Source organism: Streptomyces sp. N35 (assembly GCF_016464295.1).
GTDB lineage: Bacteria > Actinomycetota > Actinomycetes > Streptomycetales > Streptomycetaceae > Streptomyces.
This window is the reverse complement of the sequence record NZ_JAEIMH010000020.1, coordinates 1-16,928: the sequence shown is the minus strand read 5'-3', so window position 1 is coordinate 16,928 and position 16,928 is coordinate 1. Positions and strand designations below refer to the sequence as shown.

General features: G+C 71.0%; 13 protein-coding genes. 7 read left to right on the top strand and 6 right to left on the bottom strand.

All coding sequences use genetic code 11. The annotated features are described in order from the left end of the window. The first annotated feature begins 43 nt into the window (after positions 1-43). Together JAO81_RS13540 and JAO81_RS13535 are read left to right on the top strand one after the other, a co-directional pair. Positions 44-1,078, top strand: a complete 1,035-nt coding sequence (locus JAO81_RS13540) for an ABC transporter substrate-binding protein (RefSeq protein ID WP_199548081.1) — start codon at positions 44-46, stop codon at positions 1,076-1,078. A 1-nt stretch (position 1,079) separates the two neighbouring features. Next, positions 1,080-2,279: an LLM class flavin-dependent oxidoreductase gene (locus tag JAO81_RS13535; protein ID WP_199548080.1), complete on the top strand. Its 1,200-nt coding sequence runs from the start codon at positions 1,080-1,082 to the stop codon at positions 2,277-2,279. Between the two features lie 409 nt (positions 2,280-2,688). Here the strand turns inward: JAO81_RS13535 and JAO81_RS13530 are convergent, their stop codons facing one another. Next, complete coding sequence (locus JAO81_RS13530) at positions 2,689-3,144, bottom strand: NUDIX hydrolase (RefSeq protein WP_199548079.1); 456 nt, start codon at positions 3,142-3,144, stop codon at positions 2,689-2,691. 446 nt (positions 3,145-3,590) lie between these two features. Between JAO81_RS13530 and JAO81_RS13525 the strand changes: the two genes are divergently transcribed. Both JAO81_RS13525 and JAO81_RS13520 read left to right on the top strand, forming a co-directional pair. After that, positions 3,591-5,330 (top strand): TIGR03767 family metallophosphoesterase, encoded by a 1,740-nt coding sequence (locus tag JAO81_RS13525; RefSeq protein WP_199548078.1) that lies wholly within the window; start codon positions 3,591-3,593, stop codon positions 5,328-5,330. A 116-nt stretch (positions 5,331-5,446) separates the two neighbouring features. After that, a complete protein-coding gene (locus tag JAO81_RS13520; protein ID WP_199548077.1) occupies positions 5,447-6,685 on the top strand; it encodes a serine hydrolase in 1,239 nt (412 codons plus the stop codon). A gap of 72 nt (positions 6,686-6,757) precedes the next feature. On the opposite strand, the gene JAO81_RS42430 is transcribed toward JAO81_RS13520, so the two are convergent. After that, a complete protein-coding gene (locus tag JAO81_RS42430; protein ID WP_233415323.1) occupies positions 6,758-8,032 on the bottom strand; it encodes a hypothetical protein in 1,275 nt (424 codons plus the stop codon). 246 nt (positions 8,033-8,278) lie between these two features. On the opposite strand from JAO81_RS42430, the gene JAO81_RS13505 reads away from it, so the two are divergent. Next, on the top strand, positions 8,279-8,902 hold the full coding sequence (locus JAO81_RS13505; RefSeq protein ID WP_199548076.1) for a hypothetical protein: 624 nt from the start codon (positions 8,279-8,281) through the stop codon (positions 8,900-8,902). A 95-nt stretch (positions 8,903-8,997) separates the two neighbouring features. On the opposite strand, the gene pepN is transcribed toward JAO81_RS13505, so the two are convergent. Then, positions 8,998-11,580, bottom strand: coding sequence for an aminopeptidase N (gene pepN / locus JAO81_RS13500; RefSeq protein ID WP_199548075.1), 2,583 nt, complete (start codon positions 11,578-11,580; stop codon positions 8,998-9,000). A 171-nt stretch (positions 11,581-11,751) separates the two neighbouring features. Here pepN and JAO81_RS13495 point away from each other — a divergent pair, with 171 nt between their 5' ends. Further along, positions 11,752-12,411 carry a DsbA family protein gene (locus JAO81_RS13495; protein WP_199548074.1) on the top strand — a complete coding sequence of 220 codons (660 nt, stop codon included), beginning with the start codon at positions 11,752-11,754 and terminating at the stop codon, positions 12,409-12,411. A gap of 48 nt (positions 12,412-12,459) precedes the next feature. Here JAO81_RS13495 and JAO81_RS13490 read toward each other — a convergent pair whose 3' ends face one another. Genes JAO81_RS13490 through JAO81_RS13480 form a run of 3 tightly spaced genes read right to left on the bottom strand, consistent with a single transcriptional unit; the run spans position 12,460 to position 16,486 of the window. After that, positions 12,460-13,101, bottom strand: a complete 642-nt coding sequence (locus JAO81_RS13490) for a response regulator transcription factor (protein WP_199548073.1) — start codon at positions 13,099-13,101, stop codon at positions 12,460-12,462. Further along, positions 13,098-14,273, bottom strand: a complete 1,176-nt coding sequence (locus JAO81_RS13485) for a sensor histidine kinase (protein WP_199548072.1) — start codon at positions 14,271-14,273, stop codon at positions 13,098-13,100. Before JAO81_RS13485 ends, JAO81_RS13490 begins: the two co-directional genes overlap by 4 nt. Before the next feature lie 5 nt (positions 14,274-14,278). Then, entirely contained in the window at positions 14,279-16,486 is a 2,208-nt protein-coding gene (locus JAO81_RS13480; protein ID WP_199548071.1) for an MMPL family transporter, read from the bottom strand. A gap of 147 nt (positions 16,487-16,633) precedes the next feature. On the opposite strand from JAO81_RS13480, the gene JAO81_RS13475 reads away from it, so the two are divergent. Then, positions 16,634-16,928: hypothetical protein (locus JAO81_RS13475; RefSeq protein ID WP_199548070.1), on the top strand; the 295-nt coding region annotated here is incomplete at its 3' end.

Genomic DNA, 16,928 nt, shown 5'->3' with positions numbered 1-16,928 from the left:
CGTCCGCGCCGCCTGATTCCCGTACGAGAAAAGGAAGTTCACCATGCGCCCACGCCGCATCCTGCCCGCACTGCTTCTCCCGCTCGCGCTCCTCGCGACCGCGACGGCCTGCGGCGGCTCCCCCTCCGCGAGCACCCTCGGTGACGACTCCGACGGCAAGGGCTCACTGACGCTGAACGTCGGGGACCAGAAGGGCGGTTCGGAGGCCGTGCTGCGAGCCGCCGGGGAGCTCGACGATCTCGACTACAAGATCAAGTGGTCCACGTTCACCTCAGGACCACCCCTCCTCGAAGCGATCAACGCCAAGGCCGTGGACATCGGCGCGGTCGGCAACACACCGCCGGTCTTCGCGGCGGGCGCCGGGTCGAAGATCACCGTGGTGGCCGCCAGCCACGGCAGCCCCGCCGGCGAGGCGATCCTCGTACCCGAGGACTCCCCGCTGAAGCGGCCCGAGCAGCTCAAGGGCAAGTCCGTCGCCGTCGCGCAGGGCAGCTCGTCGCACTTCCAACTGGTCTCCGCCCTGAAGAAGGCGGGCCTGACCCTCGAGGACATCAAGGTCAGCTATCTGCAGCCGGCCGACGCCCTGGCCGCGTTCAACGGCGGCAAGGTGGACGCCTGGGCGGTCTGGGATCCGTACACCTCGCAGGTGCTCGTCTCGAAACAGGGCAAGGTCCTGACCGACGGCGAGGGCGTCACCAACGGCCTCGGCTTCCAGGTGGCGGCCCCCGCGGCGCTCGACGACAAGAAGAAGTCCGCCGCGATCGAGGACTATCTGGCGCGGCTGCGGCGCGCCCAGAACTGGGTGTTCGAGCACCCCGAGGAGTGGGCGAAGGTCTGGGCGAAGGACACCGGACTGCCCTACGAGGCGGCCCTCGCGGCGGTGAAGCGCTCCAACGGCACCCGCGTCCCGGTCGCCGTCGACAAGGAGGCCATCGCCTCCGAGCAGCAGATCGTCGACACCTTCGCCGAGCTGAAGCTGATCCCGCGCAAGGTGACCTTCGCCGATTTCGTGGACCCGCGCTTCAACGGCGACCTGCCGCCCTCCACCACCCCGGCCCGCACCTACACGGAGAAGTGACATGACCGTCCACCTGCACTGGTTCCTGCCCACCGGCGGCGACGGCCGCACCCTCGTCGACCGCCACGCCTACACCGACGGCGGCATCAAGCGTTCCCGGATCACGCCCGTCAGCGGAGTACGGGCGCCCGACATCGAGTACCTGGCCCAAATCGCCAAAGCCGCCGAACAGCTCGGCTTCGAGGCGGTGCTGACCCCCACCGGCACCTGGTGCGAGGACGCCTGGCTCACCACGGTCGCGCTGGCCCAGCACACCGAACGCCTCAAGTTCCTCGTCGCCTTCCGGCCCGGCGTGATCTCACCGGTGCTCGCCGCACAGATGGCGGCCACGTACCAGCGCATCACCCGCGGCCGGCTGCTGCTCAACGTCGTCACCGGCGGTGACTCCACCGAGCAGCGCCGCTTCGGCGACCATCTGGACCACGACCAGCGCTATGCCCGTACGGACGAATTCCTTTCGGTGGTACGGGGAGCATGGGGCGGGCTCCCCTACGACTTCACGGGCGAGCACTACCGCGTCGACGGCGCCCTGACCGCGCTGCCGCCGGACCCGCTGCCGCAGATTTTCTTCGGCGGATCCTCACCGGCCGCGGGACCGGTCGCGGCGCGGCACTCGGACGTGTATCTGACCTGGGGTGAACCGCCGGAGCAGGTCAAGGAGAAGATCGGCTGGATCCGGGGCCTCGCGGAGGCCGAGGGACGGACCGTCCGCTTCGGTATCAGGCTGCACTCGATCTCCCGCGACTCGTCCGCGGAGGCCTGGTCGGTGGCGCACCGGCTGCTCGACGACCTCGACCCGGGGACGATCGCTGCGGCCCAACAGGCGCTCGGCCGCAGCGAGTCGGTGGGCCAGCAGCGGATGCTCGCACTGCACGGCGGCAGCCGGGACCGCCTGGAGATCGCCCCGAACCTGTGGGCGGGCGTGGGGCTGGTGCGCGGGGGAGCGGGCACGGCGCTGGTCGGTTCGCACGGGGAGGTCGCGGACCGGATCGAGGAGTACCACGCCCTGGGCGTCGAGCACTTCGTACTCTCCGGTTACCCGCACCTGGAGGAGGCGTACTGGTTCGGGGAGGGCGTGATCCCGGAACTGGTGGCGCGAGACCTGACCGCCCCGGCCCCGGCCACAGGCCGCCCCCTGACAAACGGCCGCCCAGCTTCAGCCCCGGGCGGAGCGCCGTTGCTGGTGGCCGGGGGCCGGTAAGGGGGATCGGGGGACCATTTGTCCGGCACCGCGGGGGATTTGGGGCTTTTGTACGCGACATTTGGTCCCCCTATGGAGCGAGAGGGGGGGAGGGGGACCGATGCCCACGCGCTCGGTCGGCGGAGTCGGGGTTGCTTCGCGTCTCCGGTCCGGGCGCGGTGCTTGGGGCTGATCTCTGGCAGTAATAGGGGAAAGGAAGGCCGACGGCGGGGCGGGCGGGCGAGCCGCCGCAGGAGGTCCGCGCAACCACCCACGCACCTCAGCCACCCTTTATACGTAGGTACCGCGACCACAACCGCCCCGCACCCGCCGACGCACCCAAGCGGGACATCCGCCGCCCGGCGCCCACCCACTCACCCAGCCACTCACCCACTCACCGAGCCACCCACCCCCCGAGCCACCCGCCCACTCACCGCTCCAGCTCGACCCGCCCCACCGCCGGTCGCTTGCGCCACAGGCCCAGTCCGACGTCGACCAGGCCGACCCGCGGCAGTCCGGCGACCGCGTCCAGCGGATGCCAGGCCGCCATGTCGGTCGAACCGTCCGTCTCGTGGCGCAGGTCGCCCCCGGTGATCTCCCCCTCGTACACCAGACGGAGCCCGTGGAAATCCGCGAACGAGCCGAGCTTGCGCGGATAGCGGCGGCGGATGGAGTCCACGCCGAGCAGCGTGACGGGCCGCACCGCGTACCCCGTCTCCTCCTCGGCCTCGCGGATCACCGTGTCGTACGGATCCTCGCCGTGCTCCATCCCGCCGCCCGGCAGCGTCCACCGCTTGCTGCCGTCGCCGGCCACCCAGCGGGCGAGCAGAAGCTGTCCGTCGCGTACGCAGACGGCGTAGGCCGCCACCCTCAGCTCTTTGTGCACCCTGCACACGTTAAGGGCTGGACACCTTCCGGCAGCCCTCCGTTCCCCAAACGGCCCCCGGGCGCCGAACCCGCGGGCTGCACGCCCCGAACCCGCGGGCTGCACACGCCGAGCCCGTTGGCCAGCGGCGCCCAACCCGTTGGCTACACACGCCCCACCCACTGACGAGCGGCGCCCAACCCGCGGGCCACACGCGGCGCGCCCGCGGCCTACCCCGTCAGATGAACACAGCGTGACCGCCTCCGGTCGAGTCGACGAGCCCGCCATGAGCCAGGGATGACGCCCGCACCGGTCCGTGATCCACGTACGGTGATCGGCCCGCGACGTTGCGGTCTCGTTTACGCGCAGGTCATCCCCGCTGCCAACGATCCAGTACGAGCGGGGAGTTCGACGAGCAGCCGGTCGGGCACCCCCGCGAACCGCGTTCGGACCCGGGGAGACGCGCCATGCCGCGCACACGCTCTGTCGCCACCGCCCTCGACCGCCGTTCCTTCCTCGCCGCCGCGGGCGCCGTCTCCGCCTCGACCGGCATCGCCCTCACCATCGGGCTCGACGGCGGCGGCCACGAAGCACAGGCCGCCCGGCCCGCACAGCCGCTCGACCGGCTCAGCAACCGTCCCGCTCCGGCTCCGCCCCTCGCCCCGTACCGGCGAGGCACCACGCTCAGCACGGTCGCCGCCCCGGGCTCGGGCCACGGCTACCGGCGGCTCGGCAGCGGGCCCGCCTGGCCGCGCGTCACCCGCGGCGAGATGGCCGGCGCCAAGAAGGGGCGCGATGCCCGCCGCCGGGCGCTCGCCGCCTTCGTGCAGTTCACCGATCTGCACATCGTGGACACCCAGCACCCCAACCGCTACGAGTTCCTGCGCGCCGAGACCATGAGCGCCTGGCGCCCCCAGGAGGCCCTCTCCGTACAGGGCGCGGTAGCGCTGGTGGAGCGCGTCAACGCCCTCAGGGGCGCGCCCGCCACCGGCGCGCCCCTGAGCTTCGTGATGACCACCGGCGACAACACCGACAACAACGCGCGCTGCGAACTCGACTGGTTCCTCAAGGCGTTGAGCGGCGGCACGATCGTCCCCAACTCCGGTGACCCGCGCCGCTACGAGGGCGTCCAGGACAGCGGTCTGCCGCTCTACTGGCACCCCGACGCCGACCTGCGGGACGCCGACAAGAAGGCCGGCTTCCCCCGCGTCGACGGCTTCCTCGACGCGGCGATCGGCGCGGTCCGCAGCCCCGGTCTCAACGTCCCCTGGTACTCCACGGTCGGCAACCACGACTCCCTGCCCGGCGGTTGCTTCGCGGGCGACGGCTGGTTCCACGAGTTCGCCGTCGGCGACCGCAAGCTGATGGAGCTCGATCCGTCCGAGGGCGCCCGCTTCTGGAAGGCGATACGGGCCGGGGACGACCCCAAGGGCACGTACTTCAAGGACCTGATCCGCACCCACCGCGGCAAGCTGCGCCGGATCACCCCGGATTCCGCCCGCGCGCCCTTCACGCATGCCGACTACCTCAAGGCGCACCTCGACCCCGTGTACGAGGGACCGGGCCCCATCGGCCACGGCTACACCCAGGCCAACCTCGCCTCGTCGACCCAGTACTACGCCTTCGACATCGCCGACGACGTCCTCGGCATCAGCCTCGACACCACCAACTCCGGCGGCCACTACGAGGGTTCCCTCGGCAGCGGGCAGTGGAACTGGCTGGAGCGCACCCTGAAGCAGGTGGCGAAGGACGGCCGTTACGCGATCGTCTTCAGCCACCACACCAGCACATCCATGCGCAACACCCGCCCCGACCCCGCCCGTCCGCGCGAGGCCCGGCACGGAGGCCAGGAGCTCGTCGGGCTCCTCAAGCGCCACCCCCGGGTCCTGGCCTGGGTGAACGGACACAGCCACAGGAACAAGATCCGTCCGCGCGGCACGTTCTGGGAGATCACCACGGCCTCCCATATCGACTATCCGCAGCTGGCCCGGGTGATCGAGATCGCCGACAACAAGGACGGCACGCTCTCCCTGTTCACCACGCTCATCGAGTCCTCGGCGCCGCATCGCACCACCTTCGACGACCTCACCCAGACGGGTCTCGCGTCCCTGTACCGCGAGCTGTCGTTCAACTCCCCGGGCCGCAAGCCGGAGTTGCTCGGCGAGACGTACGACCGCAACACGGAGCTGGTGCTGCCCAAGCGCTGACACCGGTCCCCGAAAGGCTGATTCGCGCTCAACCCCACCGCTCGCCTCAACCGGCGCGCACCGTGCACGGTCCTGCCCTCCGACAGCAGCGGGTGCGACGGAAGAGGCGGAGCCGGATGACGGTACGAGTGGTGCGTCCCGTACGGACAGGTGCGATCGGTGCGCTGGTGGCCGCGGCGGTGACGGCGACGCTCCTGATCACGCCGGCCGAGGCGGCGGGTACGGCGGGCAGAGGGACGGGGACGGGGACGGGGACGGGGGCGTCGGACGCGAGGGCCGGGGCGTCGGACGCGGGGTCCGGTGTGCTGGACGCGGACTCCGGCCGGCCGCACACGAAGACCCGGGCGGCGCTGGACGCGGCCGTCGACGCGGGGGTGCCCGGTGCGACAGCGCGCGTGGTCGACAAGCACGGGGTGTGGAGGGCCACTTCGGGCCTCGGCGACCTGAAGACCGGTGCGCCCCGGGGTGCCCACGACCGCTACCGCGTCGGCTCGGTCACCAAGACCTTCGTCGCCACGGTCCTGCTCCAGCTGCAGGGCGAGCACCGGATCGACCTGGACGACCCGGTCGAACGGTGGCTGCCCGGGCTCGTGCGCGGCGAGGGCTACGACGCCCGGCGCATCACGGTGCGCCACCTGCTCAACCACACCAGCGGGATCGCCGACTTCCTCGAGGACCGGGAGTTCGCCGACACGTACCTCGACGAGGACTTCCTCGACCACCGCTACGACAGCTTCACCCCCGGACAGCTCGTCGCCACGGGAGTGCGCAACAAGGCCCGCTTCGACCCGGGCGAGGGCTGGGAATACTCCAACACCAACTACGTACTCGCCGCGCTGATCATCGAGAGGATCACCGGCCGCCCGTACGGCGAGGAGATCCAGCGGCGCATCATCAAGCCCCTCGGCCTGCACGCCACTTCCGTCCCCGGCACCGAATCGACGCTCCCCGAGCCCAGTTCACGCGGGTACGCCACGCTCGGCAACCCCGATGGCACGCTCCACGACGTCACCGAACTCAACCCGAGCGGCTCCTTCGGCTCGGGCGAGATGATCTCCGACTCCCGCGATCTCACCCGCTTCTACAGCGCGCTGCTGCGCGGCCGCCTGATTCCGCGGGAGCAGCTCGCCGAGATGCTGACCACGGTGCCGGCCGGTCCGGCCGCGGACTACGGGCTCGGTCTGCAGCGGTGGCGTACGTCCTGCGGCGCACCGGTCTGGGGTCACGGCGGCGAGATCCACGGCTCCTTGTCCGTGGCCCTGACCTCGCCCGACGGCCGCCATTCGCTCGCCTTCAACTTCAACGGGGCGGGCGACTGGCAGCCGGTGGCGAACGCCGAGTTCTGCGGCAGGTGACCCCGAACATGCGGAGGGGACGGACCCACCCCTGGGACCCGTCCCCTCCGCTCCCCTCCTGGGCCGCCCTTCTCAGCGCGGCAGCACCACCACATACGCCGCCGGCTCCCGGTCGGTCGACGCCATCAGTGCCGTACGGACCACCGTGGCCTGCTGCTCCACGGAATCCCTGAGTTTGCGCGGCGTGATGTGCACGACGGTGATCCCGAGCCGCTCCAAGTGTTCGCGCTTGCGGGCGTATTCGGACCATTCCCCAAGCTCTCGGCTCCGCTCGAGCAGGGGAGACCCCTTGCCGTCGTCGTCCTGGCGCGGGGCCCGCGTGTCCAGCTCGACGGCCACCGCCTGATCGGGCCAGTACGCGTCCACGCCCCCCAGGTGCGGACCGCCCGGCAGCCGCAGGTCCACGTTCCACAGCGGGTCCGGCAGGCCGAACTCGGCCACCATCCGGATCAACCGGTCCTCGGCGATCGCCCGCCCCTCGGCGAGCAGCGAGTCCACGGCGTCGACGACATGCGGCCGGCTGAGCAGCCGGGCATGGTTCAACTCCCGTACGATCGCGGCCGGTTCGCAGTGCCCGCCCCGTACCGCCTCCATCAGCAGCCGCCGTACGGCGCCCGCGTCATCGAGCTGACCGACCGCGTCGGCCAGCGCACGCGGCACGGGGGCCACGGGCAGACCGGTCACGTCCTGCGGCTGCGGCATCGCGTGCGTCCGTGCGATCCGCGCGAAGCTCACGGACCGCAGCCGCCGCGTCCGGGGCACCAGGACGTCGATGCGGTCGAGCGAGAGCAGCGGGGGAGCGGCCGAGAAGCCGTGCAGCGTCAGGGCGGCGAGTCCGGTGATCGCCACGTCCTCGTACGCGAACGAGGCGCTGTGGTCCGGGGCTTCGGACTTCCTCCGGTAGGAGGAGGGGTGGGCGGCCATGGACCGCCGCTCGTCCGCCGAGCGCTCGACGGGCGGCCGGGCCGCGGGCGGCAAGGAGGCCGCGGCGGCGGATTCCGCGGACTGCCGGGGCATGTTCAGCGTGCCGGTCTGCGCCGGGATGGCGTTGAGTCCGGGCGCGACGCCGGTCACGCCCGCGGTGGCACCGGCGACCGTGCCGGCGCCGGGGGGCCGCCCCGCGTACAGGAGCACGGCGTGCAGCCGCTCCTCGCTGGTCGGCGGCCCGGGGTGGAGCAGAAACACACCGGGCAGCACCTGCTGCCAGGGACCGCCGGGCCGGCACTGGGTGTTGGTCTCGGCGGCGGACACTCCGTGGCTGCGCAACTGGGCGCCGGTCATGACGCGCCGCGCGCCGTCGGAGAGCTGGTGCAGGGGGCGGGGGGAGAGCGGGGTGTTGTGGTTCATGGCCAGGGGTTTCCCGCAGCGTGACGGCGCTCTAACCCCTGTTACCGTCCCGTCGCATAAACCGGACAATCCTGCACTAAAGGACGGACGTTCGAGAGCCGAGAAGGGCTGGTCCGGATGGGGGTTACGGGTGGGCGCCTTTTGCTCCGTCACAGGTGTGTTGCGAGGGTCCGGCACTCGCGTGGCCGGCTTCGCTGCCGGAACGCAGCCTGCCGCACGGCCACCAGAGGACCGTAGCGTCCGCGCATGAGGGGCGACAGGCAGGGCGGTGATGGCGCGACACCCCCGCTCGCCATCACGGACGAGGGTGCGTCGCGTTTCTTCGCGCGGGAACGTGCCCTGGACCGTTGGGTGTTGGGGAGCGGTCTCGTGGCGGTTGCGTTGGGCCTCTGGCTCGACACCCATGCGCCCCAGGACGGCTCCGGCCTCGTCGGCACGTCGGCGATGTACATCGGGGGCAGCGGCTTCGGCGCCCTTCTCGCACGCGTCGGCTCGTGGTGGCACAAACGGGTCGTACGCAAGGTATTGAGCGCAGGACCGTGGCAGGTCTGTGCCGCGGCCGTCTTCCCGGTGGCGAAAGGCGTGGGGCGGATCGTGTTGCGCGATCCGGAGTCGGGGGAGCCGATCGTGGTGAGCGTGAGCTCGGGGCCGCTGTTCAGGACCCGACTCCCGGACGAGGACGAGCGCACCACCGCGCTCTGGTGGTGCGGGGGGCCCGGGGGCCGTGGAGTCGCCTCCGGTCCGGGGCGTGCCCCGCCCTTCTGCGTACGCGCGGTGCGCAGTGCGCGGATCAGGGATCGATTGATCCGCGAGGCGACTCAAAGACGGCTGTTCGAGCTGGGGGAGCCGACCGTCGGCGGCCTGCCGTGACACGCGTAGGCGTCCGGTGAGCGTGGATAGGGTGAGGCCACCGCAACTCGGTGGCCTCACCCTCACCACGTCCGACCGGGGACGGAGAGGCCCGCCTACCGGGCCGAAGCCGACCCCGCATCGCAAGCCTGCCCCCGCAACACCCGGGCCAGATCGTCCCGGGCCTCGATCACCAGGCGGCGCAGTGCCGGTGCCGCGTCCGGGTGCGAGGACAGCCACTCGTCCGTGGCCGCCAGGGTTCCCACCGAGTCCTGGAGTGCCGGGAAGAGGCCCCGTACGACATCCATGCCGATCTGGATCGAGCGCTCGGACCAGACCCGCTCGATCGCCTCGAAGTACTTCGGTGCGTACGGAGCGATCAGGTCGCGCTGGGACGGCTGGGCGAAGCCCGCGATCGTCGCCTCCACCAGGGCGTTGGACAGGACGTCCGACTCGACGACCTCCGCCCATGCCTGGGCCTTGACCGCCGCCGAGGGGCGCGCGGCCAGGCAGCGGACGTGGTGGCGCTTGCCGGAGGCCGTGTCGTCGCGGGCGAGTTCGGCGTCGAGGACGTCCGAGGACGCGCGGCCGGCCGAGGCCAGCGGCTCGAGGAACGCCCAGCGCATCTCCTGGTCCACATCGAGACCGTCGATCTGCGCCGAGCCGTTCAACAGCCCTTCGAGCAGCTGGTAGTCGGCGTCCGACGCGGCGACCGAGGCGAAGAACCGCGCCCAGGTCAGCTGGTGCTGGCTGCCCGGCTCGGCGAGCCGCAGCTCGCTCAGGGCGCCCTCCGCCAGCTGGCGCTCACCGGTGGAACGCCAGTCGGGCGCCGCGTAGTTGACCAAGGCCGAGCGCGCCCACGCGTGCAGCATCTGCAGCACGCCGATGTCCGACTCGCGCCCCGCGAACCGCAGCACCAGATCGATGAAGTCCCGGGCCGGCATCAACGCGTCCCGGGTCAGGTTCCACAGCGCCGACCAGCACAGGGCGCGCGCCAACGGGTCGCTCACCGAACCGAGATGGCCCCGGAGCGTCTCCAGGGAACCCTCGTCGAAACGGATCTTGCAGTACGTCAGGTCGTCGTCGTTGACCAGGATCAGGTCCGGCTTCTCGGCGCCCGCCAGATCCGCGATCACGGTACGCGGACCGTCGACATCCGCCTCGGCCCGCGCGTACCGCTCCACCGAGCCGTCCGGCGCCCGGCGGTAGAGGCCGATGGCGACTCGGTGCGGACGCAGCGTCGGGTGCGAATCGGCGGCTTCCTGAAGCACGGCGAGCTCCACGACACGGCCCGCCGCGTCATAGGTCACCACCGGCGTGAGCGAGTTGACGCCGGCCGTCTGCAGCCACGAGCGCGACCATGTCGCCATGTCACGGCCCGAGGTCTCCTCCAGGACCGAGAGCAGATCGCCCAGCTGCGTGTTCCCGTACGCGTGCCGCTTGAAGTAGCGCCGCGCGCCTTCCAGGAACGCGTCCTGACCGGCGTACGCCACCAGCTGCTTGAGCACGGACGCGCCCTTCGCGTACGTGATCCCGTCGAAGTTGAGCTTCGCGTCCTCCAGGTCACGGATGTCGGCCGTGATCGGGTGCGTGGACGGCAGCTGGTCGGCGCGGTACGCCCAGGACTTGCGGTTGTTGGCGAAGGTGATCCAGCCGTTGGTGAAGCGGGTGCACTCCACCATCGAGAACGAGCCCATGAAGTCCGCGAAGGACTCCTTCAGCCACAGGTCGTCCCACCACTGCATGGTGACCAGGTCGCCGAACCACATGTGCGCCATCTCGTGCAGGATGACGTTCGCGCGCCGCTCGTAGGAGGCCGAGGTGACCTTGCCGCGGAAGATGTACTCCTCGCGGAACGTGACGAGGCCGGGGTTCTCCATCGCACCGAGGTTGTACTCGGGCACGAAGGCCTGGTCGTACTTCCCGAAGGGGTACGGGTAGTCGAAGTGGTCGTGGAAGAAGTCCAGGCCCTGCTTGGTGATCAGGAAGACGTCATCCGCGTCGAAGTGCTTGGCCAGACCCTTGCGGCACATCGCACCGAGCGGGATCTCGAGGGTCGAACCGTCCGCGAGCTTACGGCTGTAGGTGTCGGTCACGTAGTGGTACGGACCCGCCACGAACGCCGTGATGTACGAGGAGATCGGCTTGGTCTCCGCGAACCGCCAGACCCCGTCGGCCAGTTCACCGACGCCGTTCGACCAGGCCGTCCAGCCCTCGGGCGCACGCACCTCCATACGGAAGGGTGCCTTGAGGTCGGGCTGCTCGAAGCAGGTCATCACCCGGCGCGAGTCGGCCGGCTCGTACTGCGTGTAGAGGTAGACCTCGCCGTCCTCGGGGTCGACGAAGCGGTGCATGCCCTCGCCGGTCCGGCTGTACGCGCACTGCGCGTCCACGACCAGCTCGTTCTCGTCCCGCAGATCCTCGAGCGCGATCCGCGAGCCGTCGAACACCTCGGACGGGTCGAGGTCGGTCCCGTTCAGGGAGACGGCGGTGACCTTCGGCGCGATCAGATCGGCGAAGGTGGCGGCGCCCGGCTCGGAGCAGCGGAAGCGGATGGTCGTCACCGACCGGAACGTACGAGGCTCGTCGCCTGACTCGCCGACCGCGGACCTGAGGTCGAGTGAGACCTCGTAACCGTCGACGGACAGCAGCGCGGCCCGCTCTCGGGCCTCGTCGCGGGACAGGTTCTCTCCGGGCACGGGTACTCCCTCGTAAACGCGCATGGGCGGGTGACTGGACGGTAGGTGGTGTCGCAATCCTTGCGATCCTCCCATGTCGCCCGCGCGCCGGGCATCCGGGAATGCCCTCGTCGGCGACGGTGTTCGTGGGGGCAGACGTGTGACGTAAAGCCAATGGAGGATTCACCAGTCATGAGCGAGCAGGCTGCACAGAACACCGGCGAAAAGGTCACCGCGGACTTCTGGTTCGACCCCCTGTGCCCCTGGGCGTGGATGACCTCCCGCTGGATGCTGGAGGTCGAGAAGGTACGGCCCGTCGAGGTGCGCTGGCACGTGATGAGCCTGTCGGTCCTGAACGAGAACCGGGACGACCTGCCCGAGCAGTACAAGGAGCTCCTCGAGAAGGGCTGGGGCCCGGTACGCGTGGTCACCGCGGCACAGCAGCTGCACGGCGACGACGTGGTCGGCCCGCTGTACACGGCGATCGGCACCCGCTTCCACAACCGCGGCGAGGGCCCGACCCTAGAGGCCGTCTCCGCCGCCCTTGAGGAGGTCGGCCTGCCCGCCGACCTGATCGAGTACGCGGACAAGGACACGTACGACACCGAGCTGCGCGCCTCCCACAAGGAGGGCATCGACAAGGTCGGCCAGGACGTCGGCACCCCGGTCATCGCGGTGCCGGGCGCCGACGGCGAGCAGATCGCCTTCTTCGGCCCGGTCGTCACCCCGGCCCCGCAGGGCGAGGCCGCGGCCCGCCTGTGGGACGGCACGCTCCTGGTGGCCTCGACCCCCGGCTTCTACGAGATCAAGCGCACCCGCACGGCAGGTCCGGACTTCTCGAACCTGAAGTGACGCCCTGAGGGGCGGCCGGTCCCGTACCCGCCGCCCCTCACCCTCGGCTCACCCTCTGCGCAGCACGCCCCGCTCCAGCGCGATCACCACCGCATGCGTGCGGTCCTTCGCGTCGAGCTTCGCGAAGAGCCGCAGCAGATGCGTCTTGACCGTCGCTTCGGCGATCACGAGCCGCCGCCCGATCTCCGCGTTGGTCAGCCCGTCCGCGACGGCGTTCAGGACATCGCTCTCGCGCGCCGTCAGCGGCACGACCGGGGGCCGGCGCATCCGTGCCACCAGCTTCTCGGCGACCCGCGGCGCGAGGACTGTCTCGCCGCGCGCCGCCGCGTGGATCGCAGCCACCAGCTGCTCACGCGTCGCGTCCTTGAGCAGGTAACCGACCGCACCCGCCTCCACCGCGCGCTCGATCTCCGCGTCGGTGTCGTACGTGGTGAGGATCAGCACGCGCGTACCGGGAAAGCCGGCCACGATCCGCTCGGTGGTCGCGGCCCCGTCGAGCACCGGCATCCGCAGATCCAGGAGCGCGAGATCGGGCGTGTGCCGCTCGATCTCCGCCAGGGCCGCCTGCCCGTCGCCGGCCTCCGCGACGATCTCGATGCTCGGCTCGGACGCCAGCAGCGCCACCACGCCCGCGCGCATCACCGTGTGGTCGTCGGCCACGACGATCCGCACGCCCCGCACTTCACTCATCGGGCCGCCTCCCCGTCACCGGCCGGTATCCGGGCGAGCACCCGCGTACCGTCCCCGAGCGAGCTGGTGATCGTCAGCTCCCCGCCCAGTTCCGCGAGCCTGCGCTCCATGCCCACCAGTCCGAACCCCGCCGACTTCTCGACCACGAACCCGGTCCCGTCATCGGTGATCTCCAGCTCCACTCCGTACGGACCCTTCGTGAGGACCACCGAGACGGTGGTGGCCCGGGCGTGCTTGCGGACGTTGGCGAGCGATTCCTGCGTGCAGCGCAACAGGGCGATACGGGCCGGCTGGTCGCAGACGATGTCGTCGAGCTCGCGGTCCACGGTCAGCTCGGTGTCCTCCGCGAACCGGTCGAGGACCCGCCCGAGTGTCCGGGCCACCGAGCCGGCCGCGATCTGCTGCCGGCCGGCGCCGACCAGGGCACGGGCCTCGGCAAGGTTGTCCCTGGCGGTCGACTCGATCGCCCGCAACTGCTGGGCGCTGCGGCCGGTGCCGGCGCGCGCCGCCTCGGCGTGCACGATGATCGAGGCGAAGCCCTGGGCGAGCGTGTCATGGATCTCGCGCGCCATCCGCTCCCGCTCGTCCGCCGCGCCCTGCCGCTGATGGGCCTGGGCGAGTCGCGCCTGGGTCTGCTCCAACTCCACGATCAGACGGGCCCGTTCCGTGCTCTGCTCGACAACCGAATGCGCCCACAGGCCGATCAGCACACCGACGGCGACCACGATCAGGGTCCCCACGACGGTCTCGCCGAAGAACTCCGCCGACCAGCCGTTGCGCAGCCAACTCCCGGCCAGGGTCGCCACGGCGGCCAGGCTCAGGAAGACCGTCGAGGCGTGACGGCTGCGCCCGAACATCCAGTAGTGCGGCAGGGTCACCATGAACAGCGAGGCGTAGCTCATCCGCAGATACGCGAGACCGGCGAGCGCGAGGGCCAGGACGACGAGGTAACCGTGCGGCCTGACCACCGGGTTGTCCGGGAAGCGGTCGAGCACCGCGTAACACAGCGCCACTGCGCCGAGCAGCGCCAGCGCCCCGTACCGGCTCGTACCGGACGCATCCATCACGGCCAGGCTCACCGCCATCGCGGCGAACAGCACCCAGACGACCGTGTTCCAACGGCGCAGGGCCCTGGCCCAGAAAGGGTCGGCCGGCCCGGCGGGAGGAGTCATACCGATCAACGTACGTCGACCGCCCGCCGGACGGGAACCTCGGCCGAGGGCGGGACCGCGGCATGCCGGGCCCGGCGCACGCCGTGCGAGGGCCACCAACTCGCCTCGCCGAGCAGCATCATGGCCGCCGGCAGGATCATGATCCGGATGACGAAGGCATCGAGCAGGACGGCCGCCGCGAGCACGAACCCGATCTGCTTCATCTCGATGATGTGCAGGAAGACGAAGCTCACGAACACCGTCGTCATCACCACGGCCGCGCTGGTCACCACGCTCGCCGAACTGCGCATCCCGTCGAGCACGGCCCGCCTGGCCGGTACGCCGGCCAGTGCGGCCTCCTGGATGCGGCTGACCACGAACACCTGATAGTCCATGGAAAGTCCGAAGAGGATCACGAACAGGAACAGCGGCACCCGCGACCCGATCGATCCCGTCGACTGGAAGTCGAGCAGCCCCTCGGCCCACGTTCCCTGGAAGACCAGGACGAGCACCCCGAGTGCGGCAGCGGCGGACAGTACGTTCAGGGCGACGCCGATCAGGGCGAGCACCACGGAACGGAACGCGAACAGTGTCATCAGGAAGGTCACGAGCAGCAGCGTGCCGAGCACCAGCGGCAGTTTTCCGTTCTGGTGGGCCGGATAGTCGGCGTACCGCGCGACATCGCCGCTCACCGCGGTCTCGGCCCCCAGGATCTTGCCGGCTGTCGCGGGTACGTACGTGTCGCGCAGGTGATCCAGCGAGTCGTACGCCTCGGGGGAGTTGCCCAGATGCGGCACCCGCAGGTCGAGCACATGGACCCGGCCGTCCTGGGAGGCCCGCAGTCCGGGCTGCCCGGTGAACAGCGGGTCGCTCCCGGCGCGCCGGCCCAACTCCCTTAGGGCACCCGTCACTTCAGCGGCCTTGTCGGCCTCGGCGCGCACGACGACCTGATGGGTCACGCGGCGGTCGGGATAGGCGTCATTCAGCCGGTCGTACACCTGCATCGCGGGGATCTCGCGCGAGTGCGTGTCCCGGCTCATCTCGGTCAGCTTCAGACCGGTCAGCGGCAGAACCAGCGCGAGCAGGGCGAGCGTCGCGACGATCAGGGTGGCGAGGGGATGCCGGGTCGCGGGCTGCATCAGCGCGGCGAAGATCCGGCCGTCGCCGTTGCCCCGCACCGCCCGTGGGCGCAGACCGCGGGCGGCCCGGCGGGCGGCCCTGCGCTCCTGCCGCTTGCCGATCTTCACCAGGAGCGCGGGCAGCACGGTCAGCGAGCTGAGCACCGCGACCAGGACCACCACGATCGTGCCGGTGGCGAGCGAAGAGAAGATCACGTCGGAGGCCAGGTACAGGGTCGCCGTGGACGCGATCACCGCGAGCCCGGACAGCACCACCGCACGGCCCGAGGTCGCCGCCGCCAGCTCCACCAGCGTCTCGGAACTGAGCCGGCCGCCCGAACGGGCTCGCTCCTCGCGCTCCCGCTTCAGATAGAACAACGTGTAGTCGACGCCGACGGCGAGGCCGATCATCAGGATCACATTGGTGCCGACCCCCGCGTCAGGCGACAGGTGCGAGGCCACCATCGACAGACCGATCGCCGCCGCGATGGATGTCAGCGCGAGCAGCAGGGGCACGCTCGCCATGACCACCGAGCCGAACACCGCGAACAGCGTGATCAGCGTGACCGGCAGCGTGATCGCCTCGGACAGGGCCAGATCGCTGCTGCGCTGCGCCTCGACCCCCTTGCTGATGGAGGGACTGCCCGTCTCTTCCAGGAGCAGCCGCGGATACGCCTTCTGCACGGCCTCGGTCTGCGCGAGCAACGCGTCCACCTTGTCCTTGGCGTCCCGCTCCTCGCCCCGCAGCGTCACCTCGACCATCAGGGTCCGGCCGTCCTCGGCGGCGAGCGGCCGCGCCACCTCCTGTACGACGGGCAGCTCGGTCATCCGCGCGGTCAGGTCCCGGGCGGCCGCGTCGGCGAGGGACCGGTCGAGCGCCCCGGACCGGGCCGTGATCAGCACCTGCTCGGTGGGCTGCCACTGCAGCCCGGCCTGCGCGGCCATCGCCTCGGCCCGGCCCGCCTCACCCACGCGGTAGTCGGCGGTCTTCGCCTCGTTGATGCCGAGGGCGCCGCCCACGCCCAGGCACAGGGCCACGAACAGCGCCCAGCCGACAAGGGCCTTCCATGGGTGCTGAGCGCTCCAGCGAGCGATCCGTACAGTTGTCGATGTCATGCCCAAATCCTGTGTGAGCAGGGGGTTTTGACGACAGCACCGCCCGGTTGTACTTCCGTTCCACCGATCGGTGGACGCCCGGGGTGCGGCTTCCCCGCCCGGACGCCTCGACAGGCGGCCGTGCCCGCCCTCGCTTAGCGTCCCCGTATGGGGACGACCACACTGATCGGCGCGGAGGGCGGCCGCGAGGAGCCGCGGCTGCCCAACGACAACGCCCCCTACGCGAGCCTCAGGCCGCGCCTCGGCGACCATGCGGTGCATATCGCCACCCGCGCACTGCCCCCTGTGTGGCGGGCGCTCGGTCTGCCCACCGCGGCCGGCGCCCTGCGCCATTACCTGCGCGGTACGGGCCGCCCGTACCGTCTCGGCGCCCGCGCCCTGCTCGCGCTCCCGGTGGTCCACGCGGCGGTCGGCGCCCAGCTGGACCGCCGGCGCGCCGCCC